The organism is Polaromonas sp. Polasp52 (assembly GCF_059491565.1).
Genome location: NZ_CP168513.1, coordinates 1,984,926 through 2,010,378, shown reverse-complemented (window position 1 = coordinate 2,010,378; position 25,453 = coordinate 1,984,926). Strand labels below are relative to the sequence as shown.

General features: G+C 66.3%; 26 protein-coding genes. 7 read left to right on the top strand and 19 right to left on the bottom strand.

Going from position 1 to position 25,453, the window contains the following annotated elements:
• Positions 1 to 12 precede the first annotated feature (12 nt).
• From leuS to ACEN9P_RS09305, 5 genes are all read right to left on the bottom strand, one after another.
• Positions 13 to 2,637 (bottom strand): leucine--tRNA ligase, encoded by a 2,625-nt coding sequence (gene leuS, locus ACEN9P_RS09325; RefSeq protein WP_495621787.1) that lies wholly within the window; start codon positions 2,635 to 2,637, stop codon positions 13 to 15.
• A 108-nt stretch (positions 2,638 to 2,745) separates the two neighbouring features.
• Positions 2,746 to 3,180, bottom strand: coding sequence for an ExbD/TolR family protein (locus ACEN9P_RS09320; RefSeq protein ID WP_477664532.1), 435 nt, complete (start codon positions 3,178 to 3,180; stop codon positions 2,746 to 2,748).
• 5 nt (positions 3,181 to 3,185) lie between these two features.
• Entirely contained in the window at positions 3,186 to 3,827 is a 642-nt protein-coding gene (locus ACEN9P_RS09315) for a MotA/TolQ/ExbB proton channel family protein (RefSeq protein ID WP_495621786.1), read from the bottom strand.
• A gap of 39 nt (positions 3,828 to 3,866) precedes the next feature.
• On the bottom strand, positions 3,867 to 4,634 hold the full coding sequence (gene dapB, locus ACEN9P_RS09310) for a 4-hydroxy-tetrahydrodipicolinate reductase (protein ID WP_495622156.1): 768 nt from the start codon (positions 4,632 to 4,634) through the stop codon (positions 3,867 to 3,869).
• Positions 4,635 to 4,696: 62 nt separating this feature from the next.
• Entirely contained in the window at positions 4,697 to 5,272 is a 576-nt protein-coding gene (locus ACEN9P_RS09305; RefSeq protein WP_477664535.1) for an outer membrane protein assembly factor BamE, read from the bottom strand.
• 125 nt (positions 5,273 to 5,397) lie between these two features.
• On the opposite strand from ACEN9P_RS09305, the gene fur reads away from it, so the two are divergent.
• A complete protein-coding gene (gene fur, locus ACEN9P_RS09300) occupies positions 5,398 to 5,853 on the top strand; it encodes a ferric iron uptake transcriptional regulator (RefSeq protein WP_477664536.1) in 456 nt (151 codons plus the stop codon).
• 48 nt (positions 5,854 to 5,901) lie between these two features.
• Here fur and hprK read toward each other — a convergent pair whose 3' ends face one another.
• From hprK to hpf, 3 genes are all read right to left on the bottom strand, one after another.
• Positions 5,902 to 6,852 carry an HPr(Ser) kinase/phosphatase gene (gene hprK, locus ACEN9P_RS09295; RefSeq protein WP_007872844.1) on the bottom strand — a complete coding sequence of 317 codons (951 nt, stop codon included), beginning with the start codon at positions 6,850 to 6,852 and terminating at the stop codon, positions 5,902 to 5,904.
• Positions 6,853 to 6,888: 36 nt separating this feature from the next.
• Complete coding sequence (locus ACEN9P_RS09290) at positions 6,889 to 7,362, bottom strand: PTS sugar transporter subunit IIA (RefSeq protein ID WP_477656096.1); 474 nt, start codon at positions 7,360 to 7,362, stop codon at positions 6,889 to 6,891.
• Positions 7,363 to 7,579: 217 nt separating this feature from the next.
• Positions 7,580 to 7,909, bottom strand: a complete 330-nt coding sequence (hpf, locus tag ACEN9P_RS09285; RefSeq protein WP_007872838.1) for a ribosome hibernation-promoting factor, HPF/YfiA family — start codon at positions 7,907 to 7,909, stop codon at positions 7,580 to 7,582.
• A gap of 466 nt (positions 7,910 to 8,375) precedes the next feature.
• Between hpf and ACEN9P_RS09280 the strand changes: the two genes are divergently transcribed.
• Positions 8,376 to 9,593, top strand: a complete 1,218-nt coding sequence (locus ACEN9P_RS09280; protein ID WP_477664537.1) for a patatin-like phospholipase family protein — start codon at positions 8,376 to 8,378, stop codon at positions 9,591 to 9,593.
• Between the two features lie 233 nt (positions 9,594 to 9,826).
• Positions 9,827 to 10,813, top strand: coding sequence for a magnesium/cobalt transporter CorA (gene corA, locus ACEN9P_RS09275; protein ID WP_007872834.1), 987 nt, complete (start codon positions 9,827 to 9,829; stop codon positions 10,811 to 10,813).
• An 18-nt stretch (positions 10,814 to 10,831) separates the two neighbouring features.
• Here the strand turns inward: corA and ACEN9P_RS09270 are convergent, their stop codons facing one another.
• From ACEN9P_RS09270 to ACEN9P_RS09250, 5 genes are all read right to left on the bottom strand, one after another.
• Entirely contained in the window at positions 10,832 to 11,305 is a 474-nt protein-coding gene (locus ACEN9P_RS09270; protein WP_495621785.1) for an OsmC family protein, read from the bottom strand.
• A gap of 20 nt (positions 11,306 to 11,325) precedes the next feature.
• Positions 11,326 to 12,258 carry an alpha/beta fold hydrolase gene (locus ACEN9P_RS09265; protein WP_495621784.1) on the bottom strand — a complete coding sequence of 311 codons (933 nt, stop codon included), beginning with the start codon at positions 12,256 to 12,258 and terminating at the stop codon, positions 11,326 to 11,328.
• A gap of 62 nt (positions 12,259 to 12,320) precedes the next feature.
• Complete coding sequence (locus ACEN9P_RS09260; protein WP_495621783.1) at positions 12,321 to 12,812, bottom strand: nuclear transport factor 2 family protein; 492 nt, start codon at positions 12,810 to 12,812, stop codon at positions 12,321 to 12,323.
• Between the two features lie 83 nt (positions 12,813 to 12,895).
• A complete protein-coding gene (locus ACEN9P_RS09255) occupies positions 12,896 to 13,351 on the bottom strand; it encodes a CinA family protein (protein WP_477664550.1) in 456 nt (151 codons plus the stop codon).
• A 56-nt stretch (positions 13,352 to 13,407) separates the two neighbouring features.
• On the bottom strand, positions 13,408 to 13,926 hold the full coding sequence (locus ACEN9P_RS09250; protein WP_477664541.1) for a phosphatidylglycerophosphatase A family protein: 519 nt from the start codon (positions 13,924 to 13,926) through the stop codon (positions 13,408 to 13,410).
• A gap of 107 nt (positions 13,927 to 14,033) precedes the next feature.
• Here ACEN9P_RS09250 and ACEN9P_RS09245 point away from each other — a divergent pair, with 107 nt between their 5' ends.
• The gene (locus ACEN9P_RS09245; RefSeq protein WP_495621782.1) at positions 14,034 to 15,437 is read left to right on the top strand and encodes an esterase-like activity of phytase family protein; all 1,404 of its coding nucleotides are present in this window, start codon (positions 14,034 to 14,036) and stop codon (positions 15,435 to 15,437) included.
• 34 nt (positions 15,438 to 15,471) lie between these two features.
• Here the strand turns inward: ACEN9P_RS09245 and ACEN9P_RS09240 are convergent, their stop codons facing one another.
• Positions 15,472 to 16,401 carry a LysR family transcriptional regulator gene (locus tag ACEN9P_RS09240; protein ID WP_477664543.1) on the bottom strand — a complete coding sequence of 310 codons (930 nt, stop codon included), beginning with the start codon at positions 16,399 to 16,401 and terminating at the stop codon, positions 15,472 to 15,474.
• Positions 16,402 to 16,514: 113 nt separating this feature from the next.
• Between ACEN9P_RS09240 and ACEN9P_RS09235 the strand changes: the two genes are divergently transcribed.
• Positions 16,515 to 16,691, top strand: a complete 177-nt coding sequence (locus ACEN9P_RS09235) for a hypothetical protein (protein ID WP_495621781.1) — start codon at positions 16,515 to 16,517, stop codon at positions 16,689 to 16,691.
• Here ACEN9P_RS09235 and thiL read toward each other — a convergent pair.
• From thiL to apaG, 5 genes are all read right to left on the bottom strand, one after another.
• Positions 16,679 to 17,665 (bottom strand): thiamine-phosphate kinase, encoded by a 987-nt coding sequence (thiL, locus tag ACEN9P_RS09230; RefSeq protein ID WP_495621780.1) that lies wholly within the window; start codon positions 17,663 to 17,665, stop codon positions 16,679 to 16,681. The genes ACEN9P_RS09235 and thiL overlap by 13 nt on opposite strands.
• Before the next feature lie 34 nt (positions 17,666 to 17,699).
• A complete protein-coding gene (locus tag ACEN9P_RS09225; RefSeq protein WP_477664546.1) occupies positions 17,700 to 18,839 on the bottom strand; it encodes a YbdK family carboxylate-amine ligase in 1,140 nt (379 codons plus the stop codon).
• Positions 18,829 to 20,097 (bottom strand): cation:proton antiporter, encoded by a 1,269-nt coding sequence (locus ACEN9P_RS09220; RefSeq protein WP_495621779.1) that lies wholly within the window; start codon positions 20,095 to 20,097, stop codon positions 18,829 to 18,831. Before ACEN9P_RS09220 ends, ACEN9P_RS09225 begins: the two co-directional genes overlap by 11 nt.
• Positions 20,098 to 20,427: 330 nt before the next feature.
• Positions 20,428 to 22,392 carry a transporter-like protein TlpB gene (gene tlpB / locus ACEN9P_RS09215; RefSeq protein ID WP_495621778.1) on the bottom strand — a complete coding sequence of 655 codons (1,965 nt, stop codon included), beginning with the start codon at positions 22,390 to 22,392 and terminating at the stop codon, positions 20,428 to 20,430.
• A gap of 21 nt (positions 22,393 to 22,413) precedes the next feature.
• Positions 22,414 to 22,815 (bottom strand): Co2+/Mg2+ efflux facilitator ApaG/CorD, encoded by a 402-nt coding sequence (apaG, locus tag ACEN9P_RS09210; RefSeq protein ID WP_007874098.1) that lies wholly within the window; start codon positions 22,813 to 22,815, stop codon positions 22,414 to 22,416.
• A gap of 112 nt (positions 22,816 to 22,927) precedes the next feature.
• Between apaG and rpe the strand changes: the two genes are divergently transcribed.
• The gene (gene rpe / locus ACEN9P_RS09205; RefSeq protein ID WP_495621777.1) at positions 22,928 to 23,623 is read left to right on the top strand and encodes a ribulose-phosphate 3-epimerase; all 696 of its coding nucleotides are present in this window, start codon (positions 22,928 to 22,930) and stop codon (positions 23,621 to 23,623) included.
• Between the two features lie 88 nt (positions 23,624 to 23,711).
• Positions 23,712 to 25,448, top strand: a complete 1,737-nt coding sequence (locus tag ACEN9P_RS09200; RefSeq protein ID WP_495621776.1) for an adenylate/guanylate cyclase domain-containing protein — start codon at positions 23,712 to 23,714, stop codon at positions 25,446 to 25,448.
• The last annotated feature ends 5 nt before the right edge of the window (positions 25,449 to 25,453 follow it).

The window sequence follows — 25,453 nt, the reverse complement described above, 5'->3', positions numbered from 1 at the left end:
GTTAAAACGGTCTCAGATGACGATGTTGACCAGGCGGCCGGGCACCACGATCACTTTTTTGGCGGGCGCGCCCGCGGCCTGTTTGGTAAAGGCCTCGGATGCCAGCGCGGCCGCCTCGATGGCGGCCTTGTCGGCGCCGGCCGGCACCGTGACGGCGCCGCGCAGCTTGCCGTTGATCTGCAGCACCAGTTCGATCTCGTCCTGCTGCAGGGCGGCGGCGTCCACCTGCGGCCAGGGCGCGTCGAGCAGCTCGCCGTGCTGCGCGGCATAACCAAGCTGCGACCACAGCGCATGCGCCAGGTGGGGTGTCGCCGGGTACAGGCAGCGCAGCAGGATGCCGAAGCCTTCGCGCAGGGCGGCGTCCGAACCGGCGGAGGCCGCGCCCTTGAAGTCTTCCAGCGCGTTGAGCAGCTTCATGTTGCCCGACACCACGGTGTTGTACTGCATGCGCTGGTAGTCGTAGTCGATCTGCTTGAGCACCGTGTGGATCTCCAGGCGCAAGGCCTTGGTGTCCTTGTCGAACGCGGGCGCGCCGCCCTCGGGCTGTTTGCCGGCGCCGAGCTTGACGCCGAAATTCCAGACGCGGCGCAGGAAGCGGTAGGAGCCCTCGAGCGCGGCGTCATTCCACTCCAGCGTGGTGTCGGGCGGCGCGGTGAACATGGTGTAGAGCCGGGCGGTGTCCGCGCCGTACTTTTCGATCAGGTCCTGCGGGTCGACGCCGTTGTTCTTGGACTTGGACATGGTGGTCCAGCCCTCGTAGGGCACCGGCAGGCCGTCGGCCTTGGCGGTGGCGGAGAGCACCTTGGCGTGCTCGTCGCGCACGATGTCGAGCTCGTGCGCCCAGAAATACTGCTTGCCGGTGGTGGTGCGCGCGAAGGCTTCGTTGAGCACCATGCCCTGCGTGAGCAGCTTGGTGAACGGCTCGTCGACCTTTACCAGGCCCAGGTCGCGCATGACCTTGGTCCAGAAGCGCGCATAAAGCAGGTGCAGGATGGCGTGTTCGATGCCGCCTATGTACTGGTCCATGGGCATCCAGTAGTTGGCGCCTTCGGCCACCATCTTGTCGTTGTTCTTCGGATCGCAGTAGCGCATGAAGTACCAGGACGAGTCGACAAAGGTGTCCATGGTGTCGGTCTCGCGGCGCCCGGGCTTGCCGCAGACGGGGCAGACCACGCCGGCATGAAAGCCCGCGTGTTTGTGCAGCGGGTTGCCGGATCCGTCGGGCACGCAGTCTTGCGGCAGCACCACGGGCAGGTCTTTTTCCGGCACCGGCACGGCGCCGTGCTCTTCGCAGTGGATGATGGGAATCGGCGTGCCCCAGTAGCGCTGGCGGCTCACGCCCCAGTCGCGCAGGCGCCAGGTGGTCTTTTTCTCGCCCAGGCCCTTGGCCGCGAGGTCGGCCGCGACGGCCTCCACGGCCGCCTTGAAGGACAAGCCGTCGTATTTGCCGGAATTGATGGTGATGCCCTGCTGCTTGTCGCCGTACCAGTCGGCCCAGGCCTCCAGGCTGTAGGCCTGGCCCTTGACGTCGACCACCTGCTTGATGGGCAGGCCGTATTTTTTGGCGAACTCGAAGTCGCGCTCGTCGTGCGCCGGCACGCCCATGACGGCACCGTCGCCGTAGCTCATCAGCACATAGTTGCCGACCCAGATTTCGACCTTGCCGCCGGTGAGCGGGTGCGTGACAAAAAGGCCCGTGGGCACGCCTTTCTTTTCCTGCGTGGCGAGTTCGGCTTCGGTCGTGCCGCCGGCCTTGCTTTCCTCGATGAAGGCCGCGACCTTGGGGCTGGCGGCGGCGGCATGCAGGGCCAGCGGGTGCTCGGGCGCCACGGCGCAGAAGGTCACGCCCATGATGGTGTCGGCGCGCGTGGTGAAGACGTACATCTTGCCGTCGCCGATCAGCGTGCCGGAGGCATCCTGGATGTCGTGCGTGAAGGCAAAGCGCACGCCTTCGCTTTTGCCTATCCAGTTTTCCTGCATCAGCTTGACGCGCTCGGGCCAGCCGGGCAGCTCGTGGCTGACGCTGTCGAGCAGCTCTTCGGCGTAGGCCGTGATCTTGAGGTAATAGCCCGGGATTTCGCGCTTTTCCACGGTGGCGCCGGTGCGCCAGCCCTTGCCGTCAATGACCTGTTCGTTGGCCAGCACGGTCTGGTCGACCGGGTCCCAGTTCACGACCTGGGTCTTGCGATAGGCAATGCCTTTTTCCAGCATCTTCAGGAACAGCCACTGGTTCCACTTGTAGTAGTCCGGGTCGCAGGTGGCGACCTCGCGGCTCCAGTCGATGGCCAGCCCCATCGCCTGCATCTGCTTTTTCATGTAGGCGATGTTGTCGTAGGTCCAGCGGGCCGGCGGCACGCCGTTTTTCATGGCGGCGTTTTCGGCCGGCAGGCCGAAGGCGTCCCAGCCCATGGGCATCAGCACGTTGTAGCCCTTCATGCGCAGGTGGCGCGTGAGCATGTCGTTGATGGTGTAGTTGCGCACATGGCCCATGTGCAGCTTGCCGCTGGGGTAGGGCAGCATGGAGCAGGCGTAGTATTTCTTGCGGCCGGCATCCTCCGTCACGCGGTAGGCGTCGGCGGCGGTCCAGTGGGCTTGAGCGTCGCGCTCAACGTCGAGATGGTTGTATTTGTCTTGCATGGAGAACCGGGAAGGCGGAAAGCGGAACAGGAAACAGGAAAAAGGCCGGGCGGCGCGGGCCGTTGCCGGGAATCCCCGATTTTAGGGGCTGGGCCGTACCGGCGTGGTTTAGCGGTTCGGGGCCGAGGCGGAAGGGTTGTCGGCCACAAAGCCTATGCGGTTGAGCCCGGCTTTTTGCGCCAGGCCCATCACCTGCACCACCTTGCCATAGGGCACACCCTCGTCGGCCCGCAGCTGGACCTCGGTCTCGGGGTCCTGGGCGGCGGTCTCACGCAGCCGGCCCGCGAGTTCGTCGGTGTTCAGGGGTTTGTCGTTCAGGAAAGCCTGGCCGGATTTGTCGACCACCAGCGTGACGAATTTCGGGGTGTCGGCCGGCTTGGCGGCGTCGCTCTTGGGCAGGTCCAGCCGTATGCTGCTGGCCAGCAGGGGCGCAGTGATGATGAAGATGACCACCAGCACCAGCATCACGTCCACCAGCGGCGTGACGTTGATCTCGCTCATGGGCTGCGGGCCCTGGGTGCGTTCAAGGCGTCCAAAAGCCATGGTCGTCAGGCCTTGTGTGCCACAAGTTCACGCAAATCGCGCGCGAAGCCTTCCAGGTCGGCTTCGATGCGGCCTATGGAGCGGCCGAAGATGTTGTAGGCCAGCACGGCCGGGATGGCCACGGCCAGGCCGGCGGCCGTCATGATGAGGGCCTCGCCGACGGGGCCCGAGACCTTGTCGATGGTGATCTGGCCGGCCGAGGCGATGCCGACCAGCGCGTGGTAAATACCCCAGACCGTGCCCAGCAGCCCCACGAAAGGCGCGGTGGAGCCGACGGTGGCCAGCAGCACCTGGCCGAATTGCAGCTTGTGCAGCACGGCGTGCAGCGCGTCGCGCAGCACGCGGGTCAGTTGCTGGGACTTGTCGCCCGCCGTGGCCAGCGTGCCGGCGGCCGGGAGTTTGGTCGCGGCGATCAGCGGCAGCACCAGCGCTTCGCGGTCGAAGGCGGCGACTTTTTCAGCGGCCTGTTCCATCGAGGCCGATTGCCAGAAGGCCGCGGTGCTGCGCGCCACGTCGCCGGCGGCGCGCTGAAGCAGCCAGGTTTTCCAGAGGATCACGACCCAGCTCGCCACCGACATGGCCAGCAGCAGGATGGCCACCAGCTGGCTGACGATGCCGCCTTGGGTCATGAGGCTCAGGAAATCCATGTGGGTCACACCTTTGAGTTGCCGCGGCCCGGGCCGCGCTTATTTTTTCAGGCCCAGCACGTCGAACATGTCGAAAAGCCCGGTGGCGTGCCCGTCCAGGAAACGGGTGGCGCGCAGGCTGCCCTGGGCGTAGTTGCTGCGGCTGGACGACTTGTGGCTGATCTCGATGCGTTCGCCGGTGCCCAGGAACATCACGGTGTGGTCGCCCACCACGTCGCCGCCGCGCACGGCGGAAAAGCCGATGGACAGCGGGTCGCGCTCGCCGGTCACGCCTTCACGGGCATAGACGGCGCAGTCCTTCAAGTCGCGGCCCAGCGCGCCGGCGATGACCTCGCCCATCTTGAGCGCGGTGCCCGAAGGCGCGTCGACCTTGTGGCGGTGGTGGGCTTCGACGATCTCGATGTCGTAGCCGGTCGAAAGTGCCTGGGCCGCCATCTCGAGCAGCTTGAACGTGACGTTGACGCCCACGCTCATGTTGGGCGCCATGACGATGGCGATATCCTTGGCGGCGGCGGTGATTTCGGCTTTCTGCGCATCGGAGAAGCCGGTGGTGCCTATGACCAGCTTGACGCCCATCTCGCGGCAGGCCGCCAGGTGGGCCAGCGTGCCTTCGGGGCGGGTGAAGTCGATCAGCACGCGGGAGTCTTTCAGCCCCTGGCGGATATCGGCGCTGATGGCCACGCCGCTGGCGCGGCCGGTGAACGCGGCGGCGTCGGCGCCTATAGCCGGGCTGGAGGCCAGGTCAAGCGCGCCGGTCAGCTGGCAGTCGGTGCTGGCGTTGATCGCCTCGATCAGCATCTGGCCCATGCGGCCGCTGGCACCCGCCACCGCGACCCGGTGGCGGCGGGCCTGGTTGGCAACCGCCCCGCTCACTGTTTCGGGCTTTCGAGGGGAGGGTAGCTGGCGGCCGGCGCGCCGGCGGGCACGTTCGCGGACGTTGCGGCGGTGCTGTCCGCAGCCGGCTTGGATTTTCCGGCGGCCTTGACCAGCTGCTCTTCGGTGGCTTCAAGCACGGGCACCTCGCCCAGTTTGCGCCGGTTGCCCAGCTTGGCGATGAATTCGGTTTCGCTCGGCATGGCGTCGCCTTCAAAACGTTCCAGCTGGTCGTTCTTGAAGAACACGGTGTATTTGTAGGACTGGGGTTCCACGCCCTGGCGCTTGAGCGTAAAGACGTAGTCCCAGCGGTCGGCGTGGAACAGGCTGGCCATCAGCGGCGTGCCCAGCGTGGCCTTGACCTGGTCGCGCGTCATGCCGGCTTTGAGCTGCTCGACCTGCTCCTTGGACACGAAGTTGCCCTGGATCACGTCGACCTTGTAGGGTGTGACCCAGTTGATCGGGTTGGCGGAGCTGGCGCTCATGCCGCTCAGGCTGCTGCAGGACGCCAGCACCGTGCAAGCCAGGAGCAGGAAAGCGGTTCGGGCGCCGTAACGATGATTTGCAGGCATGGCTGACATAGTAAGGGGGTGTAGCGATATGATTGTTCATTGTAGCGGCTGGGGGCTCCCGGCCGGCATCTGCCCGGACGGGCCGCATTGCCGCTTTACACCGGTTTTACCCAGAGAGTTTTCCCATGAGCAACATTGACGAGCTGAAAAACACGGGTTTGAAGGCCACGCTGCCGCGCCTGAAGATCCTGGAAATTTTTCAGGCGGGCAAACAGCGCCACATGACGGCCGAAGACGTGTTCCGGGTCCTGCTCGAAGAACGCTCGGATATCGGCCTGGCCACCGTTTACCGGGTGCTGACCCAGTTCGAGCAGGCCGGCCTGCTCAATCGCAGCAACTTCGAGTCCGGCAAGGCGGTTTACGAGATCAACGAAGGCCAGCACCACGACCACCTGGTGTGCCTGGACTGCGGCAAGGTCGAGGAGTTCTACGACGCCGAGATCGAAAAACGCCAGCAGCTGGTCGCCAAAACCAAGGGCTTCGCCATCGCCGACCACTCCCTGTCCATTTACGCCAACTGCACCAAGGACAAATGCCCCAACCGCAGCACTGGCACGCCGGTCAGGCACCACCATTCTTGAGGGGTTCGGGGGTAATCCGGCAAAGCGCAGAAGGTTTATTCGCGCCTTCTAATCATCCTGTTCCATGGCTCGTCGGTGCCTTTCGACGAATTCCTGGTAAGTATTGATGCCGCGCAGCTGCAAAATCGCGTTGCGCACCGCGGCCTCGACCAGCACGGCGATGTTGCGGCCGGCCTCCACCTGGATGATGACCTTGCGCACCGGTATGCCCAGCACGTCCTGCGTCAGCGGTTCATAGGGAATGCGTTCGTAGTCGCGCTCCAGCGTCTCGCGGCGCACCAGGTGCACGATCAGCTTGAGGCGCATCTTGCGGCGCACCGCCGTCTCGCCAAAAATCGCCTTGATGTCGAGCAGGCCTATGCCGCGCACTTCAAGCAGGTTTTGCAGCAGCTCGGGGCAGCGCCCCTCGATCGTGGTCTGGTTGATGCGGTACAGGTCCACCGCGTCGTCGGCCACCAGGCCGTGGCCGCGCGAAATCAGCTCCAGGCCCAGCTCGCTTTTACCCAGGCCCGACTCGCCGGTGATCATCACGCCCATGCCCAGGATGTCCATGAACACGCCGTGCATGGAGGTGCGGTCGGCGAAATGTTTGGACAGGTAGGCCCTGAGCACATCGATCACGAAGGCGGCCGACTCCGGCGTGGAAAACATCGGCAGCTGCGCGCGCTCGCACATGGACAGCAGCGTGTCGGGCGCCACCTGGCCGTCGGCCACGACCAGCACCGGCGGCTCCAGTGTGATGATGCGGGAGATGCGGCGGGCGCAGTCCTCGGGGCTGGCGTTGGTCAGGTAGGCGACCTCGCGCTCGCCCAGAATCTGCACGCGGTAGGGGTGGATGTAGTTGAGGTAGCCGACCAGGTCGGCGCCGGAGCGGGCGGCCCGCACGGCGACTTCGTCGAAGCGCCGCTCGGAGGCGCCCAGGCCGGCGACCCATTCCCATTTCAGGGAGGCGCGGTGGTCTTCAAATAAAACGTCGGCGCTGACAACGGTGGGCTTCATGCCGGCCTGTGGTACGGGAAAAGAGCCCGGTGCGGGCTAGGAGCTGACTTCGTGGACCGAGTGCCAGGAAGCGATCAGGTGGTGCAGTCCAGCGGCATCGGTGCTGGTCTTGAGCTGCTCGCGCAAGGTGCTGTCGCTGAGCAGTTCGGCGATTTCCGAGAGGATCTCGAGGTGTTTTTGCGTGGCGGCTTCGGGCACCAGCAGGAAGATCAGCAGGCCCACGGCCTGTTCGTCCGGCGCGTCAAAGCCGATCGGCGACTGCAGCAGGAACACCGCCGCCATGGGGGCTTTGAGCCCTTTGATGCGGCCGTGCGGAATCGCCACCCCATGGCCGAGGCCGGTTGAGCCCAGGCGTTCACGGGCGAACAGGCTGTCGGTGATCAGCGCCCGGTTCAGGCCGTGCTGGTTCTCGAACAGCAGCCCGGCTTCTTCAAAAGCACGCTTTTTGCTGGTCGCTTCGACGCTGACCAGCACTTGGGAGGGGGGCAAAATTTGCGAAAGACGGTTCATAACAATCTTTTAGTCGCCGAATTATGCACTTTGCAGCGGGTTTGCTGGGAAAAGAGGCATAAAAAAGCCGCTTGAGCCTTCAAGCGGCTTTTTTCATGCAACTTGCGCAAACCCGGTGCCGGTCGCCAAGGCGGTCTCTCCAATCGAGCCGCGTCGGGAACAGCGCGCACCCTTGGCGGGGCGGCGCACCGGCTCGGGCAAAAAACGGGTAGGCCCTTCAGGCCTGGCGCTTGGCGGCAACGTGGTGGTGGTCCTGGGTTCTGGTTTTGTAGCGTCCGACCTGGCGGTCCAGCTTGTCGGTCAACTCGTCTACGGCGGCGTAAAGATCAGCGTGGGAACTCTCGGCGAACAGGTCGCGGCCCTTGACATGCACATTGCACTCGGCCCGCTGGCGTCTTTCCTTTTCTTTCATGTTGTCCACTGTCAACAGGACTTTTACGTCCACTACCTGGTCGAAATGCCGGGTAATCCGATCCAGCTTGCTGGTCACATAGCCGCGCAGCGCGGGGGTGACTTCAAGATGGTGACCGCTGATCGTCAAGTTCATAAAGAGACTCCTTTTCCAAAGTTGGAGCTGGGGTTGAAAACACCACCCGGCCCGTGAGGGGAGGGCGGCAGACGGGGACAACGCTCTTGGATTTACTATGCGCCCGAAGGCCGTCAATTGCAACCGGGCTTGCAATAAATAATGAAACCTTCTGAAAATCCACTTGACCGGTATGGCGCCGCCTCCGCGAAGCCGGCCGGGGCGCCGCCCCTGCGGGCGCGGCAAGCGCTTGATTTCGCAGGCTTTTTGCGGCCGGCGCCATCCGAGCGCGGGTGCCAGGCTTGCGGGAAATCCGCATGGGCGGCATCATGCGGACAAGGTTCACGCTGGCTGCTCCGGGGCCGAAACAAGGCCCATCCAGGACCGGGCCGCTGTGTGCCCGGCTGTAGGAAAACCATAACAACAGGCCTCTTCACGACCATGCACCGCCTGCTCTTCCCTTGTTCGCCTCCGACCAGGCCCGGCCATGTCGCTTGAGACCATTATTTCCTCCGCATTGACCCGGCCCGACGAGGAGCGCAATGCCCTGGTGCTCATGGGCGGCGGAGCCCGCACCGCCTACCAGGCTGGCGTGCTGCATGCGCTGTCAACCATGCTGAGCCTGCAGGGCGGCGCGGCCGGCGAGCGTTTTCCATTCAGCATCCTGGTGGGCACCTCGGCCGGCGCGCTCAATGCCGCTTTCCTGGCCAGCCGCGCCGGCGAAGGCCTGCAGGCCTTTGCCCAGCTGGCGGCCTTCTGGACCACGCTGCGGTCCTCGCATGTCTACAAACTCAAGGTGCCGGCCTGGATACGCTCGAGCCGCATCGCCGCGGCGCTGTTTCTGTCGCAACAGGTGCGGGCGCAGCAGGCGCTGCTGGACAACACGCCGCTGGTGGACACCTTGCACCGCACCATCTCGCTGGGCCGCATCGAGCAGGCCCTGCAGGACAGGACGCTGCGCGCCGTGGCCGTCACGGCTTCAAGTTACAGCAGCGGCGTGCACTGGACCTTCTGCCAGATGGCGGCGGGCCGGCAGTCCGACCTGTGGAGCCGCCCGGGGCGCCGCGCTGAATTCCAGCCCATCACCATCGAGCACCTGATGGCTTCCAGCGCCATCCCCTTCCTGTTTCCGGCCACGCCGCTGTGGGTGGACGGCCATCCCGAGTTCTTCGGCGACGGCTCCATGCGCCAGAGCTCGCCGCTGTCGCCCGCGCTGCACCTGGGCGCCGGCAAGGTGCTGGTGATAGGCGTGGGCCAGCCCGAACGCGCCGGCTTTGTGGGCGGCGGCAACGGCGCCAGCGTCACCGGCCGGCCTTCGCTGGGCGCGATTGCCGGCCATGCCATGGCCAGCGTTTTCCAGGACACGCTGCAGGCCGACGTGGAGCAGGCGCAGCGTGTCAGCAAGACCGTGCGCCAGATGCCGCGCGAAATCGCGGCCATCATGCCCTACCGGCCGGTGGACATCCTGGCGATCGCGCCCTCGCAATCGCTGGACGCGCTGGCGCAGGCCCATGCGTCCGAACTGCCCGCGGCGACCTACAACGCCCTGGCGGGCCTGGGCGCGCTGGGCGCCAAGGGCAGCCCCGGCGGCGCGGCGCTGGCCAGCTACCTGCTGTTCGAGCCGGGCTTTGTGAAGGCGTTGATGGCGCTGGGCGAGCGCGATGCCTATGCGCGCAAGGACGAGCTCATCGCCTTTTTTATGTAGCCTAAGCCGGACCTGAAATGCCATAATCGCCGCTGTTCAATTACGGAGAAATCCTTGGAAAGCAGCCCTAGTCGCTAGCTTTCAACACCGCAGACTGACGCAAGCCCGACAAAGGCTCACGTTCAAAAGGGGGTTGAAAGCGATGCACCATCCCACCGCCCCTTTACCGCGCTTTGCGCAAGGCCCGAGCGCAGGCCTTGTGTGCAGCCCCCTGAACCGATAGGCAGTCAGTCATGCTCAATATTTTCACGCTCGCCAACGGCCGGCTTTTCCAGGAAGAAATCGAATCCCTGGAAGAACTCTCCCGGTTCCAGCCCATCTGGGTGGACCTGGAATCTCCAACCCTCGAAGAAAAACGTTGGATCAAGCAGTACTACGGCTTGTCCATCCCGGAAGACGCGATGGACGAGGACATCGAGGAGTCTGCGCGCTTTTACGAGGAAGACAACGGCGAGTTGCACATACGCTCGGACTTCCTGATCGCCGACGACGCCGAGCCGCGCACCGTGCGCGTGGCCTTCATCCTGAACCTGGTCAACGACGACCTCAAGAGCAAGGGCGTGCTGTTCTCCATCCACGACGAGGACGTGCCGGTGTTCCGGCTGCTGCGCATGCGCGCGCGCCGCGCCCCCGGCCTGATCGAGGATGCCAAGGAAGTGCTGCTCAAGCTGTTCGACGCCGACGCCGAATACTCGGCCGACACGCTGGAAGGCATTTACGTCGAGCTCGAGAAAGTCAGCACCCAGGTGCTGTCGGGTGACGTGACCGATGCGCTGGCCGGCGAAGTGCTGGGCAGCATCGCCCGCCACGAAGACTTGAACGGCCGCATACGCCGCAACATGATGGACACGCGCCGCGCCGTCAGCTTCATGATGCGCAGCAAGATGCTCAATGCCGAGCAGTTCGAGGAGGCGCGGCAGATCCTGCGCGACATCGACTCGCTGGACTCGCACACCGCCTTCCTGTTCGACAAGATCAACTTCCTGATGGATGCGACGGTCGGTTTCATCAACATCAACCAGAACAAGATCATCAAGATTTTCTCGGTGGCCAGCGTCGCGCTGCTGCCGCCCACGCTGATCGCCAGCGTCTACGGCATGAACTTCAAGCTCATGCCCGAGCTGGACTGGTCGCTGGGCTACCCGTACGCCATCTTGCTGATGGTGGCCAGCGCCGTCGTGCCCATGTGGTACTTCAGGAAACGCGGCTGGCTGAAGTAGCCGCCGCGCCGCGGCCGCTCATGCGTCGCTGTAGACCGGCTCGCAGCGCACCTCGGTCTTCACCGAGTTGGCGATGAAGCAGGCCTCGTGCGCGTCGTGGTGCATCTTGGCCAGCTCTTCGCGGCTGGGCCGGTGCTCGCCGGAAAACGCCACCTCGGGATGCAGCGTGACCACGGTCATGGCGACCTTGCCTTGCGCGTTCTTTTCCATGACGCCGACCGCCGCGTCGAAGTAGCGGTCCACGCGGAACTTGCGTTTGACGGCCATGGTCAGGAACCACAGCATGTGGCAGCTTGACAGCGCGGACACAAAAGCTTCTTCCGGGTCCAGCGCCGACGCGTCGGACATGGGCAGCGGCACGACGCTGGGCGAGGACGAGCCCGGCACCTCCAGGCCGCCGTCAAATCGCAGCAGGTGGCGGCGGCTGTAGCGGTTGTCCAGGAAATTGGCGTCCTTGCGTTCCCACAAGGTTTGTGCGGTGTAGTGCGACATGTTGCTAGGCCCGGAGTGGATCAGTGGAAGAAGTTGCGCAGCGCCCGCGCGGTGGCCTCGGGCTGCTCTTCGGGAATGAAATGCCCGGCCGCCATGGCCTGGCCGCTGACTTCGCCGCTGCACTGCGCCTGCCACAGCGCCAGCGGGTCGAACAGGCGGTGCACCACACCTCGCTCGCCCCACAGCACCAGCAGCGCGCAGGCCAGCTTCAGGCCCTGCGCGCGCCCGTCGCGGTCATGCTCCAGGTCTATGCCGGCGCTGGCGCGGTAGTCCTCGCAGGCGGTGTGCAGTGCCTCGGCGTTGCAAAAGCTGCGCTCGTATTCGGCCAGCGCCCGCGGCTCGATGTAGTTCAGCCCGGCGCTGCCCCAGCCGCCCAGCTTGGCGTGCAGGTAGGCCTTGGCGGTTTCCGGGTGGTTGGCGCCCATCATGATCTCGGGCAGCGGCGCGGGCTGCAGCATATGGAACCAGTGGTAATAGGCGCGGGCAAAGGCCATATAGGGTTCGGTCATGCTGCGGCCCTCGTACATGTCGAGTGTGGGCGCAATGTCGATGATGCAGAGCTTGGGCACGCGCGCCGCGTGGTCCAGTGCCAGCCGATGCGCCACACGCCCGCCGCGGTCGTGGCCGCACAGGAAGAAGCGGTTCACGCCCAGCGCATCCATGACGCCAATCATGTCGTGCGCCATGTTGCGCTTGCTGTAATTGCTGTGGTCGGGCAGGCCCGCCGTCTTGGAGGAGTCGCCGTAGCCGCGCAGGTCGGGCATCACCAGGAAATAGTCGGCGGCCAGGCGCTGGGCCACGCGGTGCCACATCACATGCGACTGCGGAAAGCCGTGCAGCAGCAACAGGGCCGGGCGTACCGGGTCGCCGGGCACCACACGGGAAACCCGCGCATTGATGGATGCGCCGTTCACTTCGAAGTTGCGCAGCTCAAACCCGTCAAACCAGCTCATGGAGCCTCCCGGTGAGATTCAACTCTTGCGTTGGGCTAGCGTCACATTCCGCATGCCCCGTCTCATGCGGGACGCGACGCCAGATATTTTTGCAGATTCGCGGCCGCCTGGGCCCGCACTTTGTTACGCAGAAAAGGCGTCCAGCCCAGCAGCAGGCCGGGCGTGCCCAGCGCCTGGCGCGACCAGGCCCAGAAATCGAAGCGGTCGCGGTGGCGGCTGATGAGCCCCTGTTCGTTGAACTCGAACTGGCCGTCGATCACGTTATGCACCATGCGCCCGGTGGCGCTGAAGCGGTAGTCGGCCTCCCAGTGCGCCTTGCCGGTCTGCGCGCCGGCCTCGATACCGCTCCATTTCAGCTTCCAGACGTCGGCGCCCTTGGCCTTGGTCACATCGCAGAGCATGTGCCACATGCCGGTGACCTCCTTGTGGCCGCGCAGCGAGAAGGCCTCGTCGTCGAACTGGGCGTCGGGCGCGTAGCAGGCGGCCATGGCGTCCGAGTCGAGGCGGGCGAAGGAGGCGTAGAAATTCTCGAGGGTGATCTGGTTGGGATGCATGCTGTCTCCTGGTCGGGGATGTCGGTGAGGATCGGGTCCGCGAACTCTATAGCGGCCGGCGCGGGGCGGGCGTCACTCAGGCGTCAGCCGGCTTCTTGCGGCGCTTCCGGCGCCTCCGGCTCTTGCAGCAATTGCAGCAGCCGCCGCAGCGCGTGCGCCACCGTGGCGCCGCGCACCGCGGCCCGGTCGCCGTCAAAGCGCCTGACTTCCGACACCAGCCGCCCCGGCAGCGCGAAGCCAAACCATACCGTACCCACGGGTTTGGCGGCGCTACCGCCCGTCGGGCCAGCCACCCCGGTGACCGCCACGGACACCTGCGCGCGTGAGTGGCTGATGGCGCCGGCGGCCATGGCACGCGCCACTTCCTCGCTGACCGCGCCGTGGCGGGCGATCAGCGGGGACGGGACGCCCAGCAAATCCGTCTTGGCTTCGTTGGAATAGGTGACAAAGCCGCGCTCAAACCAGTTGCTGGAGCCGGCCAGGTCGGTGCAGGCCGCGGAAATCATGCCGCCGGTGCAGCTTTCGGCGGTGGCCAGCATGCGGCCCTGGGCCTGCAGCAGGCCGGCGAGCTGTCCGGCCAGCCCGGCTACGCCGTTCACCAGAACCTCCAGAGCGCGATCACCAGCAGCGTGCAAAACGCCGCCACGAAGTCGTCAAACAGGATGCCAAAGCCACCGCGCCAATTAAAGCCCTTGAAGGCTTGGTCGGCCCAGGCCACGGGGCCGGGCTTGACGGCGTCAAAAAAGCGGAACAGCCCGAACGCGGCCAGCTGGGCCCCGAAGTCCGCGGGCATCACCAGCCACAGCACCAGCCAGAAGGCCACGACTTCGTCCCAGACGATGCTGCCTGGGTCCAGCACCTTCATGGCCTTGGCCGTCACGGTGCAGGCCCACCAGCCGGCCAGCGTGGAGGCGGCGATCAGCCAGCCCATCTCGGCCGGCGTGAGCCACTGCTGCAGCACCAGGAAGGCCAGCCAGGCCCAGAGCGTGCCGGCCGTGCCGGGCGCGACCGGGCTCAGGCCGGCGCCAAAGCCCAGGGCAATGAAGTGCGCGGGATGCGTCAGCAGGAATTTCGCGGTAGGCCGGAAGGCGGGCGGCGGCGTGGTGTCGGTCATGTGTGGGGGTGGGCGGCGAATGCCCGGGGCAGTGGCTGATTTTGTCACAGCGGTTTCACACGCGGCCGGCACAGTCCTGCGATTCAGCAGACAAGAGGGAATTCGGGATGAGCAAGCACAAACAGGTTTTGAACAAGATGAACGCCTTGACCTTGGCCGCCGCCTGCGCGCTGTGCCTGGCGGCCGGCAGCGGCCGCGCCCAGACGGCGCCGGCCGTGGAGGCCGTGCTGGCGGGCCATGCGTCCCTGGCCGCCGATGCTTCGGTGGCGGCGCCGCGCGATGCGGGGCCTTTTTTCGCCACGGCGGGCAAATTCGCCAATGCCAAACGCCAGCGCAACGAGCAGCTCGGCAGCGAAAACGCCAACACCTTTGTCGGCGACCCCAAATACCCGCGCGCCTCCGGCGGCGCGCTGCCCATGAAGGGCCAGTCGGTGCAGGGTTTTTCGGGCATCGTCTCGCTGGGCAAGGGGGAGTTCCTGGCGCTGACCGACAACGGCTTCGGCAACAAGGTCAACTCGCAGGACGCGCTGCTGATGGTGCACCGGTTGTCCGTGGACTGGGGCAAGGGCCGGGTCCTGCGCCGCGGCACGACCTTCCTGAGCGACCCCCATAAGCGTATTCCTTTCCACATCCAGAACGAAAACACCTCGCGGCGCTACCTCACGGGCATCGATTTCGACCCCGAATCCCTGCAGGTGGTGGGCAATGAATGGTGGATAGGCGACGAATACGGCCCCTACCTGCTGCGCACCGACTTCCAGGGCCGGGTGCTGGGCGTGATCGAAACCGTCATCAAGGGCAAGCTGCTGGCCTCGCCCGACCACTACATGCAGGGCCGCCTGCCCAACCTGCCCGGCGAAGCCTTGTTCGAGGTGCGCCGCTCCAACGGTTTTGAGGGCATGGCCAAGTCACCCGACGGCAGCAAGCTTTATCCCATGTTTGAAGGCCCGCTGTTCGACACCACGGCCAAAAGCGTCGAAAAATCCGGTGACAAGACCTATGTACGCATCAACGAGGTGGACGCGGCCTCGGGCAGCTACACCGGCAAGCAGTGGAAGTACCTGCTCGAGGAAGTGGGCAATGTCGCGGCCGACTTCCAGCTGCTGGACGCCACCACCGGCCTGGTGATAGAGCGCGACGACAGCACCGAAGGCCAGGCGCCGGCCTGCCCGGGCGAAGCGCGCACCGATTGCTTCACGCGGCCCGCGCGTTTCAAGCGCGTCTACAAGATAGACTTGGCGGCCGCCGATGCCGATGGTTTTGTGCGCAAAGTGGCTTATATCGACCTGACCCGCATCGCCAACCCGCAGCGCCTCGCGAAGCTGGGGCCCAATGAAGCGGTGTTTTCGCTGCCGCACCTGGGCCCTGAGGGCCTGGCGATAGTGGATGCGACCCACGTCGTGCTGGTCAACGACAACAATTTTCCGTATTCATCGGGCCGTGAAATCGGCAAGCCCGATGCCAACGAACTGACCCTGCTGGACATTCGCGCGCTGGTTGAAGCCAAATAGGCCAGATAACGTGGCCGGATCAACCGGCAGGGGGTCAGCGGATCAAGTCTCCTTCGTGGCTGAACCACTCGGCCCAATAGTCTATGCAGGCACGGATTTTCGGCAGCCGATGGCGCCCGCCCAGCGTCACGGCATGGATGGGCACGGGCTGCTCGTCGACAAAGCCCGGCAGTACCGGCACCAGCAGGCCACGCCGCACCAGGGGCTCGGCCGCCAGCATGGCAAAGCGCGCTATGCCCAGGCCCTGAAGGGCCAGCTGGCTGGTGGTGCCGGTGGAGTCGGCGCGCCAATGGCCGTCTGCCGTGATCACCACGGGCTGGCCGTCGATGATGAAGGGCCAGCGGTTGAGCGTGGTCGCGCCGCTGTTGCTGATCAGGCGGTGCCGGCCCAGGTCGTCGGGGTGCTCGGGCGTGCCGTGGGCCTCCAGATAGCTCGGCGTGGCGTATAGCCTGCGCCCATGCGTGCCGATCTGGCGCATTACCGTGTTCTCATTGGTGTGCGTTCCGCTGCGGATCGCGATGTCGACACCGTCGCGCACCATGTCCACCAGGCGGTCGTCCACCTTCAGTTCCACACGAACCTGCGGATGGCGCTGGCTCAGCCCTTCGAGGCTGGGCACCAGCAGGTATTCGGCCATCACCGTGCTGGCCGCCACCCGCACCCAGCCGCTGGCCTCGCCGCTCTGGCTGGCGAACTCGCCTTCCAGGTCGTCCAGTGTGTGTGTCATGCGCCGGCAGTAGCCGAGAAAAGTCTCCCCCTCGGGCGTGAGGGTCAGCGCATGCGTGCTGCGCTGCACCAGCCGCGCATTGCAGGTTTTTTCAATGCGGGCGATGGCGCGGGACACCTGGCTGACAGGCACGCCGCGCGCGCGGGCCGCGGCCGAGAAGCTGCCCAGCTCGGCCACGCGTGCGAACAGGTGCATGTCGTCAAAGTTCAGGTTCCGCATGCCGGCCATATTACCCATCGCCGGGCTTTTTGTTTTGCGCCTGGTGCAAGACGCATTTGCGCCGCGGGTGGTTTCCGGCGGCGGCGGTTTTGCGCACAGTGGAGCCGTACCCCAACTGAAAGGACGCTCTCATGAATTCCGCCTACATCGCATCCGAAGAAAACCGCCTGGCCGCCGCCGCGATGGCCGAGGCCCGGCATTTGCGTGCCCTGGCACCGGCCCAGTTCTGGTCGGTGCTGGGCCGCCTCGCGCGCGGCCTGGTGCACGCAGCGCGCCCAGGCGCCGGCATTCGCCCTCAGGCGAAGTGATCGAAAGAGGCGTAGCGCCGCTCCACCAGCACGCCGGCCGCGTCCAGCAGGCGCAGGCCGGGGGCCGTGTCGATGCGGCCTATGCGGCTGACGGGCGTTTGCGCCTGTCTTGCCGCTGCCTGCACGGCTTCGCGGGCGTAGACCGGCGCGGTGAAGGCGAGCTCGTAGTCGTCGCCGCCGGCCAGTGCGAACTCCAGCTGCTTGTCCGCGCCAATGCCGGTTCCGGGCCAATCCGGGTGGGCGCAAGCGGCCACCAATTGGGCGGCGAGCGCCGTCTCGAGTGTGGCGCCCACGCCTGAGGCGCGCAATATGTGCAGCAGATCGCCGATCAGGCCGTCGCTCACGTCAATGGCCGCCGAGGCGATGCCGCGCAGCGCCTGGCCCAAGGCCACGCGCGGTGTGGGTTGCTCCAGCCGGCGCCTGGCCTGGGCCAGCAAGCCGGGCGGCAAGGGCACGGTGCCGCGCAGCGCGTCCAGCGCGAGCCGCGCGTCGCCCAGCGTGCCGCTGACGTACACATCGTCGCCGGCTTTTGCGCCCGAGCGCAGCAGCGCCTGGCTTTTGCCGTTCAGCACGGTCACTTCGCCGAACACGGTGATGCAGATATTGAGCGGCCCCTGCGTGGTGTCGCCGCCCACCAGTTCGCAGCCGTGCGCATCGGCCAGCGCCAGCAGGCCTTGGGAAAATGCGGCCAGCCAGGCTTCGTCGACCCGCGGCAGGGCCAGGGCCAGCGTGAAGGCCAGGGGTTTGGCGCCGCAAGCGGCCAGGTCGCTCAAATTGACGGCCAGCGCTTTGTGGCCCAGCGTGAGGGGGTCCACGTCCACGAAAAAGTGCCGGCCCTCGACCAGCATGTCGCTGGAAATCGCCAGCTGCGTGCCGGGCGCGGGCTGCAGCAGCGCGCAGTCGTCGCCCACGCCCAGCGCCGCGCGCGCGGCGGGGCGCGTGAAGTAGCGCGCAATCAAGTCGAATTCACCCATGGCGCAGAGCATACAGGCTGCACCGGCGGGGATTTCAGGAATTCTGCTGGTGCGTCACGCCGCCGCGAAAACGTTCCGACGCCTGGCGTATGACTTCGGCCAGCAGGTGCTCCTCGCCCTGCCTTTCGCGCAGCCAGCGGGCGTCGTTGTCGCCGCGCTCCACACTGTTGCGCAGCAGGTGCAGCGAGGCGCCCGCGCCCATGGCGGTGGCGTGGCGCTCGATCCGCGCCATGGTCTGCAGGATGTGTTCGCGCAGCGGCATGTGGCCGCCGGTGGCCGGGTCCACGTAAACCGCGTCCAGGCCGAAGCGGCAGGCCTGGAAGCGGTTGTAGGTGTAGACCAGGTAGTCGTCCTCGGTGGGCACAAAGGGCTGCTCGTGCATGAACCAGGAGGCCAGCGACTGGACAAAGCCCGCCAGCGCGGTGGCGCGCTCCACCGTGAGCGGCGTGTCGAACACGCGGATCTCGATGGTGCCGAACTCCGGCTTGGGCCGGATGTCCCAGTAAAAGTCCTTCATGCTCTTGACCACGCCGGTGCGCGTCATCTTGTCGAAGTACACGGTGAAATCGTCCCAGGTCAGCGCGAAGGGCGCGCGGCCCGAGAGCGGGAAGGCGAACACCGAGTTGAGCCGCGCCGAGTCGAAGGCCGTGTCCTGGCCCTGCACATAGGGCGAGGAGGCCGACAGCGCGATGAAGTGCGGGATGTAGCGCGACATCCGGTGCAGCGTGAGCAGCGCGCTGTCTGCGTCGGGGCAGCCCACATGCACATGCTGGCCGAAGATGGTGAACTGCTTGGAAAGATAGCCGTAGAGCTCGGACAGCTCGCGAAAGCGCGGCTTGTCGTAAATGCGGCGCTCATGCCACTGCTGGAAGGGGTGGGTGCCGCCGCCGACCACGGCGATGTTGAGCTTGTCGGCGCTCTTGACCAGCGCGTCGCGGATCTGCGAAAGCTGGCCCAGCACTTCCGATGCGTTGTGGCAGATGCCGGTCGAGACTTCAATCATGCTGGAGGTCATCTCGGGCACCACGGCGCCGGGCAGCGGGATTTTGGACATCAGGCGCAGCATGTCCTCGGCATAGGGCGCGAGGTCGTAGTCGTGCGTGTTCACCAGCTGCAGCTCAAGCTCCACGCCCAGCGACAGCGCGGCCGATTTGTGAAAAGGTTCAAGGCTCATGGACGGGTCCGGATGCGGGGCCGCGCGTGAGCGGCGCCCAGGGTTTGGAACTTTCGCCGGCGCGGTAAATGGCCACGGTGGCCAGCACCGCGCCCAGCACTTCCATCAGCAGGATGGCGGGCAGGGCCACGCTGGCGATCTGCCGGCCCAGGGCGCCCGAGGCCGTGGCGAACTGCGACACCAGCAGCAACGCGACCGAGGACATCGGCGACATCGCGCAGCCCACCCACAGCGCTTGTTTCCAGCTGGCGCCGCTGCCCGCGTTGCCGATGGCGACACCGATGATCTTGGCCGCCATGCGCGCCAGGACCATGGCGATGACCAGGCCGGCTACCGGGCCGCTCCAGTCGGCCTGCGCCGCCACCACCGAGACCAGCACAAACATCAGCATGGTCAGCATGGCGGAGGCCGTTCCCATCTGCCGCGGCCATGACCAGGGACGCGGGTTGAGCTGCTTGAGCAGCATGCCGCCCAGCAGCGCCGCCAGCGGCGCCGAGCCGCCGAAATGGGCCGCCAGCGCGGCGCCCGCGGCGATCAGGGCCAGCAGCAGGATGGCGGTGTTTTCGCTGGTGGGGCTCATCACGCGCAGCGCGGTGCGCAGCGTGAGGGCCAGCACCGCGCCCACCACCACCGACAGTCCCAGCACCACCAGCACCGGGTAGAGCGTGCTGAGCACGCTGGCCACACCCGATTCGGGGCGGTGCATCATGCCGGCGCGGGCGCTGCACAGCGTGAGGGCATAGAGCGTGCCCAGCGTGGACAGCACCAGCGCGCGTTCGGTGACCGGGCCGGCCGCGCGCGTGTCTATGGCCACGCGCGACAGCACGGCCGGCGAAGCGGCCATGGCCAGCAGGGCCAGCGGTTCGGCCACGGCGACGCGCACGCTCATCGCGCCCAGGGCCCAGTACACCAGGATAAAGGTCAGCGCCGATTCGGCCAGGCTTTGCACCAGCACCATGGGGTTGTGGCGAAACCAGCGCAGCGGGATGCGCCCGCCGGCCTCGAACAGCACCACGGCCACGCCCAGTTCCAGCAGGAACAGTCCCGTGCCCTGCAGCGGCCAGACCGCGCCTGTGAAACCGGCCAGGCCGGCAACGCCGCCGACCAGCGAATAGCCGACCACCTTGGGCAGGCCGGTGTAGCGGTTCAGCAGGTGGCCCGCGGCGGTGGCCACAGCGAGAAGGATGGACCACTGCACGGTCGGCAAGCCTGCCGAAGGTTTGATCCATTCGGCCCAGATGGCCAGGATGTCATTCATGGGGGATGGGTCTCCACTCTGATGGGAACTTCTGCAGACAGGCCCCTGGAGGCGGCCTGTTGCGCGTTGGTCGGCCGGCCTTTACGGCCTGGGGCCCGGTGGGTTTGCGCGAAACGAAACTTGTTGCATTAATTTACAGGGGCCTCCGGTGCAGGCCTGTAGGACAAGGCCGGAAATGCCGCCCGATGCGTGTTGGGTGAAGAGTTCAACGGCGCAAACCAAATGGGGGTGTCACCATCGGGGGCCGCGGGACTGGCTTTGCCAGACCGCAGGCGCCGTCCCCTCGAGGGGAGAACAGGCTACACGCAGTGAGCCTGGACAGGGGTGAGCCTATCCAGGCATGAAGAAGCTGCGCGGATGGCTGCGCCAGCGCGCCCAGATCGCGGCGCGAATGCGGGCGCGGTCCACATTGCTCACGTTGTGCGCCTGCAGGGCCAGTCGGAACGCGAGGTAAAAACTCACGCCGAGGTTGAGCGCGCCTATCAGCGGAATGGCCGCGACGCACCACCAGATGGTGGGGTGCTTGAAGGCCTCCAGGCCCAGCGAGGCGCCGGCCGCGGCCAGTTGGCCGGTGGACAGCGTGACGTGGCGTGCCTGGAGTTCCACGCCGAAGAAGCCGGTGAAGGCCGGGATCAGCCCCAGCATGAAGCCCAGCGCGATGTTGGAGGCGAAGCCCGAGATGTTGTCGCGCATGAAGCTTGACCAGCGGGCCGCGCGCTCGCTGCCCAGCACGGCGGTGATGCGCGGGTTGTGGCGCATGGCCGAGTCCAGGCGGTGCAGCACGAACCAGTTTTCGGTCCAGCCCGCGATCATGCTGGCCGCGAACAGGATGCCGCCGGTAAAGCCCGCCCACATCAGCGTGGGGCCCAGCAAGGTCAGCGTGCCCAGCACATGCTCGGCCTCGGTGGGGCTGATCATGGGCCGGCCCAGCAGCAACAGCACCAGCGTGTTGACCAGCAGCACCGCGGGCACCACCATGAACACGTTGCCGAAGACCGCCGCCACCTGCGAGCGCACCAGGTGCGTGACCTCGTCGACAAAAGCTTCGATGGTGCTGGCGGCATCGGCCGAGCCGAGGTCCTTGAGCTTGGCCGCCATGGCCGGCGCCGTCATGGCCGGCTGCTTGGTGGCCAGCGTGAAATGCAGCAGCTGGATCAGGATGAAGCTGGCGGCATACATGAGGCCGGACCAGAAGCCGCCCCAGAAGGCCGAAAGCCCCACCGCGACGATCATGAACTTGAGCAGCGTGGTGAGGGCCGTGACGGCGCCGCCGCCCATGGCCTTGCCCAGCATTTCACGGTATTCGCCGCGCGTGCGGGTGATGTAGGTCTCGCCGGTCTCGGCGCTGCGCTCGGCCACCTTGGCCGACAGCAGCGTGGAGTTGGCGCTGATCAGCGCGCTGATGCTTTTGCCCTCTTGCGCGGTGATGACGCGGCGCCCCAGCAGCTTGACGGCCGCCATGGCCGGCTTGGGCGAGACCAGGCTGTCGAGCAGCTCGCGCACGCGCAGCATGCGCTCGCGCAGCTGGCGCAGGCGAAACACCATGCCGACCGAAATGCCGTTTTCCTCCAGGTGCGTGTAGATGCTGTTGACGGCCTGGCGGCAGGCGTCCAGCCGCTCGCGGTATTGCGCGATCGCAGCCTGCAATTGCGCCTCGTCCCGTTCGGGCTTGAAGAAAGCGTTGCGCAGCCCATCGATGTCGGCCGGCAGCGCATGAAAGGCGCGCGCGTGCGGGGTGGCGCGGTTCATGCGCAGGCGCAGCTCGGGGGCGAAACCGGTGGCGCGGATCTGCGCCGTGCAATAGGCCAGCGCGTCCATCAGGCTGTAATGCCAGTGCAGCGTGTCCATGTCGGGGCTGGCCGACAGCAGCAGGGTGAGCCGGGCGATTTGGGGCTCCTCGAGCGCGCCCATCCACTGCGCGTCAAAGCGGGTGGGCGCCACTAAGGGAAACAGCTCGGAGGCGTCGACGGTCTCGGGCGTGCCGGGCAGCCATTTGCGGCGCAGGCGCTCGGCCAGTTCACTGACGAAGGCCGTGCGCGGCGCGAAGCCGAAATCGGCCAGCAAGGTGGTGATGTCGACTGTCTGGATCAGCGTCTGCCACCAGGCCTGCAGGCGCGCGCGCAGCTCGGGCTGCATCTCGACGGCATCGATGAAGGCCTGCACCCGCGCCACCGCGGCCGGGACGGACGTCTCATCGCCGCGTATCCATTCGAAGAGCTTGATCAGCCAGACATGGCGCTGGGCCAGGCCGGCGTCCGGATCCAGCGCCTTGAGCAGGGATGCCAGGTCTTTCATCGGGCGGTCAGGACCGGGGGCCTAATGCAGGACGCGGCCGGGCGGGACGCTGCCATTGCCGTTGTGCGCCTCCAGCACGAACATGGGGATGGGTGCCTCGAAGCGTTCGCCGTCCTCGGCGACGCAAAAATAGCTGCCGTGCATGGTGCCGCTGGGCGTGCGCAGGCGCGACCCGCTGGTGTACTGGAAGGATTCGCCCGGCTTGAGCAGCGGCTGGTGGCCGACCACGCCCAGGCCCTTGACCTCCTCGTTGTGCCCGTTGGCGTCGCTGATGACCCAGTGGCGCGAGATCAGCTGGGCCGTCACTTCGCCGGTGTTGGTGACCGTGACGGTATAGGAAAACCCGTAGACATGGTCTTCCGGCGCCGATTGTTCGGGCAGGTACTGGGGGACGACTTCGCAGGAAAATTGGTATTTGGGCATGGCTGGAACTGTTGGCGACCATGTTAACCGCCTGCCGTTGCTGTTGGCCCGGCGAAACAGCGGGCAACACCAAGGGCACGCGGGGGCCGCGGCTTGCTGCGACAATCCTGCCATGCCTAAAAACCAGCCGCCCACCTACCGGATCGCCCCTTCCATCCTGTCCGCCGATTTCGCCCGCCTGGGCGATGAGGTCAAGGCCGTCATCGCCGCCGGCGCCGACTGGATCCACTTCGACGTGATGGACAACCACTATGTGCCCAACCTGACTTTCGGGCCCATGATTTGCCAGGCGCTCAAGCCGCACGCCAAAAAGGCCGACGGCACCCCGGTGCCCGTGGACGTGCACTTGATGGTGCAGCCCGTCGACGCGCTGGCCGCGGCTTTTGCCGACGCCGGCGCCGACCTGATCAGCTTTCACCCCGAGGCCTCCGGCCACGTGCACCGCAGCGTGCAGGCCATCAAGGCCAAGGGTTGCAAGGCCGGGCTGGTGTTCAACCCGGCCACGCCGCTGGATGTGCTGGACTGGATGATCGAGGATATCGACCTGATCCTGATCATGAGCGTCAACCCCGGCTTCGGCGGGCAAAGCTTCATCGACTCGGCGCTGCGCAAGGTCGAACAGGCGCGCAAGCGCATCGAAGCCTCGGGCAAGGATATCCGCCTCGAAGTCGACGGCGGCATCAAGGCCGACAACATCGCGCGCGTGGCCGCTGCCGGCGCCGACACCTTTGTGGCCGGAAGCGCCATTTTCGGGAAACCCGACTACAAGGCGGTCATTGACGCCATGCGGGCGGAACTGGTGAAATAGGCCGGCACGCGACGACGCCGACCCGCGCGCCAACCCCGGTAACCGGCCAGGCCGGACGCCGGCCCCCCGCCACACATGGAGGAGCCGCATGACTGAAGCTGTAAGCCAGCAAGACGGGCAGCGCCCCGCGCGCCGAGCCCGCATCCTGGTGGTGGACGACACGGCGGACGTCCGGTTTTTCCTGGTCGCCCTGCTGCGCGACGACTATGAGGTGGAGGCCGCCGAGTCGGGCGAAGAGGGCCTGCAGGTGGCGCTGTCCGAGCGGCGCCCTGAAATCATCCTGCTGGATGTGATGATGCCCGGCATGGACGGCTACGAAGTCATGCGGCGACTGGCGCGCGACCCGCGCACGGCCGACATTCCCGTCATCTTCCTCACGGCGCTGAGCAGTGTGGAGGAAGAGCAGTTCGGGCTGGACCTGGGCGCCACCGACTACATCACCAAACCGATCAGCCCGCCCGTGCTGCTGGCGCGCGTGAGGCTGCACCTGGAGCGCAGCGCCAATGCCAAGCGCCTGAAGACCCTGTCCGAGCAGCTGTCGCGCTATCTTGCGCCGCAGGTCTACCAGTCGCTGTTTGATGGATCCCGCCAGGCAGAGATCCAGACCCAGCGCAAGCGGCTCACGGTGTTTTTCTCGGACATCAAGAACTTCACCGCTTCCACGGCGCAGTGGCAGCCCGAGGAAGTTACGTTTTTGCTCAACAGTTACTTTGAAGAGATGTCGCAGATCGCCGCCGAGTACGGCGCAACCCTGGACAAGTTCATCGGCGACGCCATTGTCATCTTTTTCGGCGACCCCCACACCCTGGGCCCGCGCCAGGACGCGGTGCAGTGCGTCAGGATGGCCGTCGCCATGCAGCAGCGCATGGCCGAGCTGCGGCAGCGCTGGAAGGCCATGGGCATCCCCAAGGCTTTCGAGATACGCATAGGCATCAACTCGGGATTTTGCGACGTCGGTAACTTCGGCAGCAACCTGCGCATGGACTACACCATCATCGGCCGGGAGGTGAACCTCGCTGCCCGGCTGGAGCAGGCCGCCGAGCCCGGCGGCATCCTGATTTCCAGGGACACCCACGACCTGGTGCAGGGCGACATTGAGGTCGAGGAACGCGAGCCGGTGATCGCCAAAGGGTTTTCCGAGCCCATCACGGTTTACGCGGTCCGCAAGACCCCGGTCCCGCCGGCCGCGGCGGCGGGGGTGATCCAGTGCGACCGGCCCGGCCTGCGCCTGGAACTGGACCCGGGCCGCCTCACGCCCGCGCAGCGCGCGGACGCCGCCGCCGAGCTGCGCAGGGCGCTGGACAGCCTGGAGCCCGCGCCGCAGGCCGTCGCGAGCGCCGCCGCACCCGCACCCGCACCCGCACCCGCACCCGCGGCCGATGCCGGCACGCAGGCCTCCCGCCTTGCCGCCGTGCAGGCGGCGGATGCGGCGGGAGCCGGCGATGAAACGCTGCCGGACAGCATTGCCGGCATCAACCTGCCGGTGGGATTGAGCCGGGCGATGAACATGAAGGGCTTTTACATCTCGATGCTGCGCCGCTTCATGGACGGCCGCGCGGACACGCCGGCACGCATACGCGAGGCCCTGGCGGCCGGCGACCCGAAGGCGGCGGAGTTGCTGAGCCACTCGCTGCGCGGCGTCTCGGCGCAGATAGGCGCCACGCAACTGCCGCAGGACGCCGAGGCGCTGGAGCAGGCGCTGCGCGACAACGCGCCGCGTGAGGGCATCGACGAGCTGCTGCTGCGCATGGAGGAGTCGCTCGGTGAACTGATGGAGGCGCTGCGCTCGGCCTTGCCGCCGCCCGATCCCGTGAAACCGCCGTGAGCACC

What these genes read in the sequence shown, in the direction of transcription:
- ACEN9P_RS09225 (WP_477664546.1), bottom strand. Translation starts at nt 18,839, where the DNA reads ATGAGCCTTGAACCTTTTCACAAATCGGCCGCGCTGTCGCTGGGCGTG.
- ACEN9P_RS09245 (WP_495621782.1), top strand. Translation starts at nt 14,034, where the DNA reads ATGAGCAAGCACAAACAGGTTTTGAACAAGATGAACGCCTTGACCTTG.
- ACEN9P_RS09305 (WP_477664535.1), bottom strand. Translation starts at nt 5,272, where the DNA reads ATGCCTGCAAATCATCGTTACGGCGCCCGAACCGCTTTCCTGCTCCTG.
- hprK (WP_007872844.1), bottom strand. Translation starts at nt 6,852, where the DNA reads ATGAAGCCCACCGTTGTCAGCGCCGACGTTTTATTTGAAGACCACCGC.
- ACEN9P_RS09220 (WP_495621779.1), bottom strand. Translation starts at nt 20,097, where the DNA reads ATGAATGACATCCTGGCCATCTGGGCCGAATGGATCAAACCTTCGGCA.
- ACEN9P_RS09250 (WP_477664541.1), bottom strand. Translation starts at nt 13,926, where the DNA reads ATGACCGACACCACGCCGCCGCCCGCCTTCCGGCCTACCGCGAAATTC.
- rpe (WP_495621777.1), top strand. Translation starts at nt 22,928, where the DNA reads ATGCCTAAAAACCAGCCGCCCACCTACCGGATCGCCCCTTCCATCCTG.
- hpf (WP_007872838.1), bottom strand. Translation starts at nt 7,909, where the DNA reads ATGAACTTGACGATCAGCGGTCACCATCTTGAAGTCACCCCCGCGCTG.
- ACEN9P_RS09255 (WP_477664550.1), bottom strand. Translation starts at nt 13,351, where the DNA reads ATGCTGGCCACCGCCGAAAGCTGCACCGGCGGCATGATTTCCGCGGCC.
- dapB (WP_495622156.1), bottom strand. Translation starts at nt 4,634, where the DNA reads ATGGGCCAGATGCTGATCGAGGCGATCAACGCCAGCACCGACTGCCAG.
- ACEN9P_RS09200 (WP_495621776.1), top strand. Translation starts at nt 23,712, where the DNA reads ATGACTGAAGCTGTAAGCCAGCAAGACGGGCAGCGCCCCGCGCGCCGA.
- ACEN9P_RS09235 (WP_495621781.1), top strand. Translation starts at nt 16,515, where the DNA reads ATGAATTCCGCCTACATCGCATCCGAAGAAAACCGCCTGGCCGCCGCC.
- fur (WP_477664536.1), top strand. Translation starts at nt 5,398, where the DNA reads ATGAGCAACATTGACGAGCTGAAAAACACGGGTTTGAAGGCCACGCTG.
- ACEN9P_RS09260 (WP_495621783.1), bottom strand. Translation starts at nt 12,812, where the DNA reads ATGCATCCCAACCAGATCACCCTCGAGAATTTCTACGCCTCCTTCGCC.
- ACEN9P_RS09290 (WP_477656096.1), bottom strand. Translation starts at nt 7,362, where the DNA reads ATGAACCGTCTTTCGCAAATTTTGCCCCCCTCCCAAGTGCTGGTCAGC.
- ACEN9P_RS09270 (WP_495621785.1), bottom strand. Translation starts at nt 11,305, where the DNA reads ATGTCGCACTACACCGCACAAACCTTGTGGGAACGCAAGGACGCCAAT.
- leuS (WP_495621787.1), bottom strand. Translation starts at nt 2,637, where the DNA reads ATGCAAGACAAATACAACCATCTCGACGTTGAGCGCGACGCTCAAGCC.
- ACEN9P_RS09280 (WP_477664537.1), top strand. Translation starts at nt 8,376, where the DNA reads ATGTCGCTTGAGACCATTATTTCCTCCGCATTGACCCGGCCCGACGAG.
- ACEN9P_RS09320 (WP_477664532.1), bottom strand. Translation starts at nt 3,180, where the DNA reads ATGGCTTTTGGACGCCTTGAACGCACCCAGGGCCCGCAGCCCATGAGC.
- ACEN9P_RS09315 (WP_495621786.1), bottom strand. Translation starts at nt 3,827, where the DNA reads ATGGATTTCCTGAGCCTCATGACCCAAGGCGGCATCGTCAGCCAGCTG.
- ACEN9P_RS09240 (WP_477664543.1), bottom strand. Translation starts at nt 16,401, where the DNA reads ATGGGTAATATGGCCGGCATGCGGAACCTGAACTTTGACGACATGCAC.
- apaG (WP_007874098.1), bottom strand. Translation starts at nt 22,815, where the DNA reads ATGCCCAAATACCAATTTTCCTGCGAAGTCGTCCCCCAGTACCTGCCC.
- ACEN9P_RS09265 (WP_495621784.1), bottom strand. Translation starts at nt 12,258, where the DNA reads ATGAGCTGGTTTGACGGGTTTGAGCTGCGCAACTTCGAAGTGAACGGC.
- thiL (WP_495621780.1), bottom strand. Translation starts at nt 17,665, where the DNA reads ATGGGTGAATTCGACTTGATTGCGCGCTACTTCACGCGCCCCGCCGCG.
- corA (WP_007872834.1), top strand. Translation starts at nt 9,827, where the DNA reads ATGCTCAATATTTTCACGCTCGCCAACGGCCGGCTTTTCCAGGAAGAA.
- tlpB (WP_495621778.1), bottom strand. Translation starts at nt 22,392, where the DNA reads ATGAAAGACCTGGCATCCCTGCTCAAGGCGCTGGATCCGGACGCCGGC.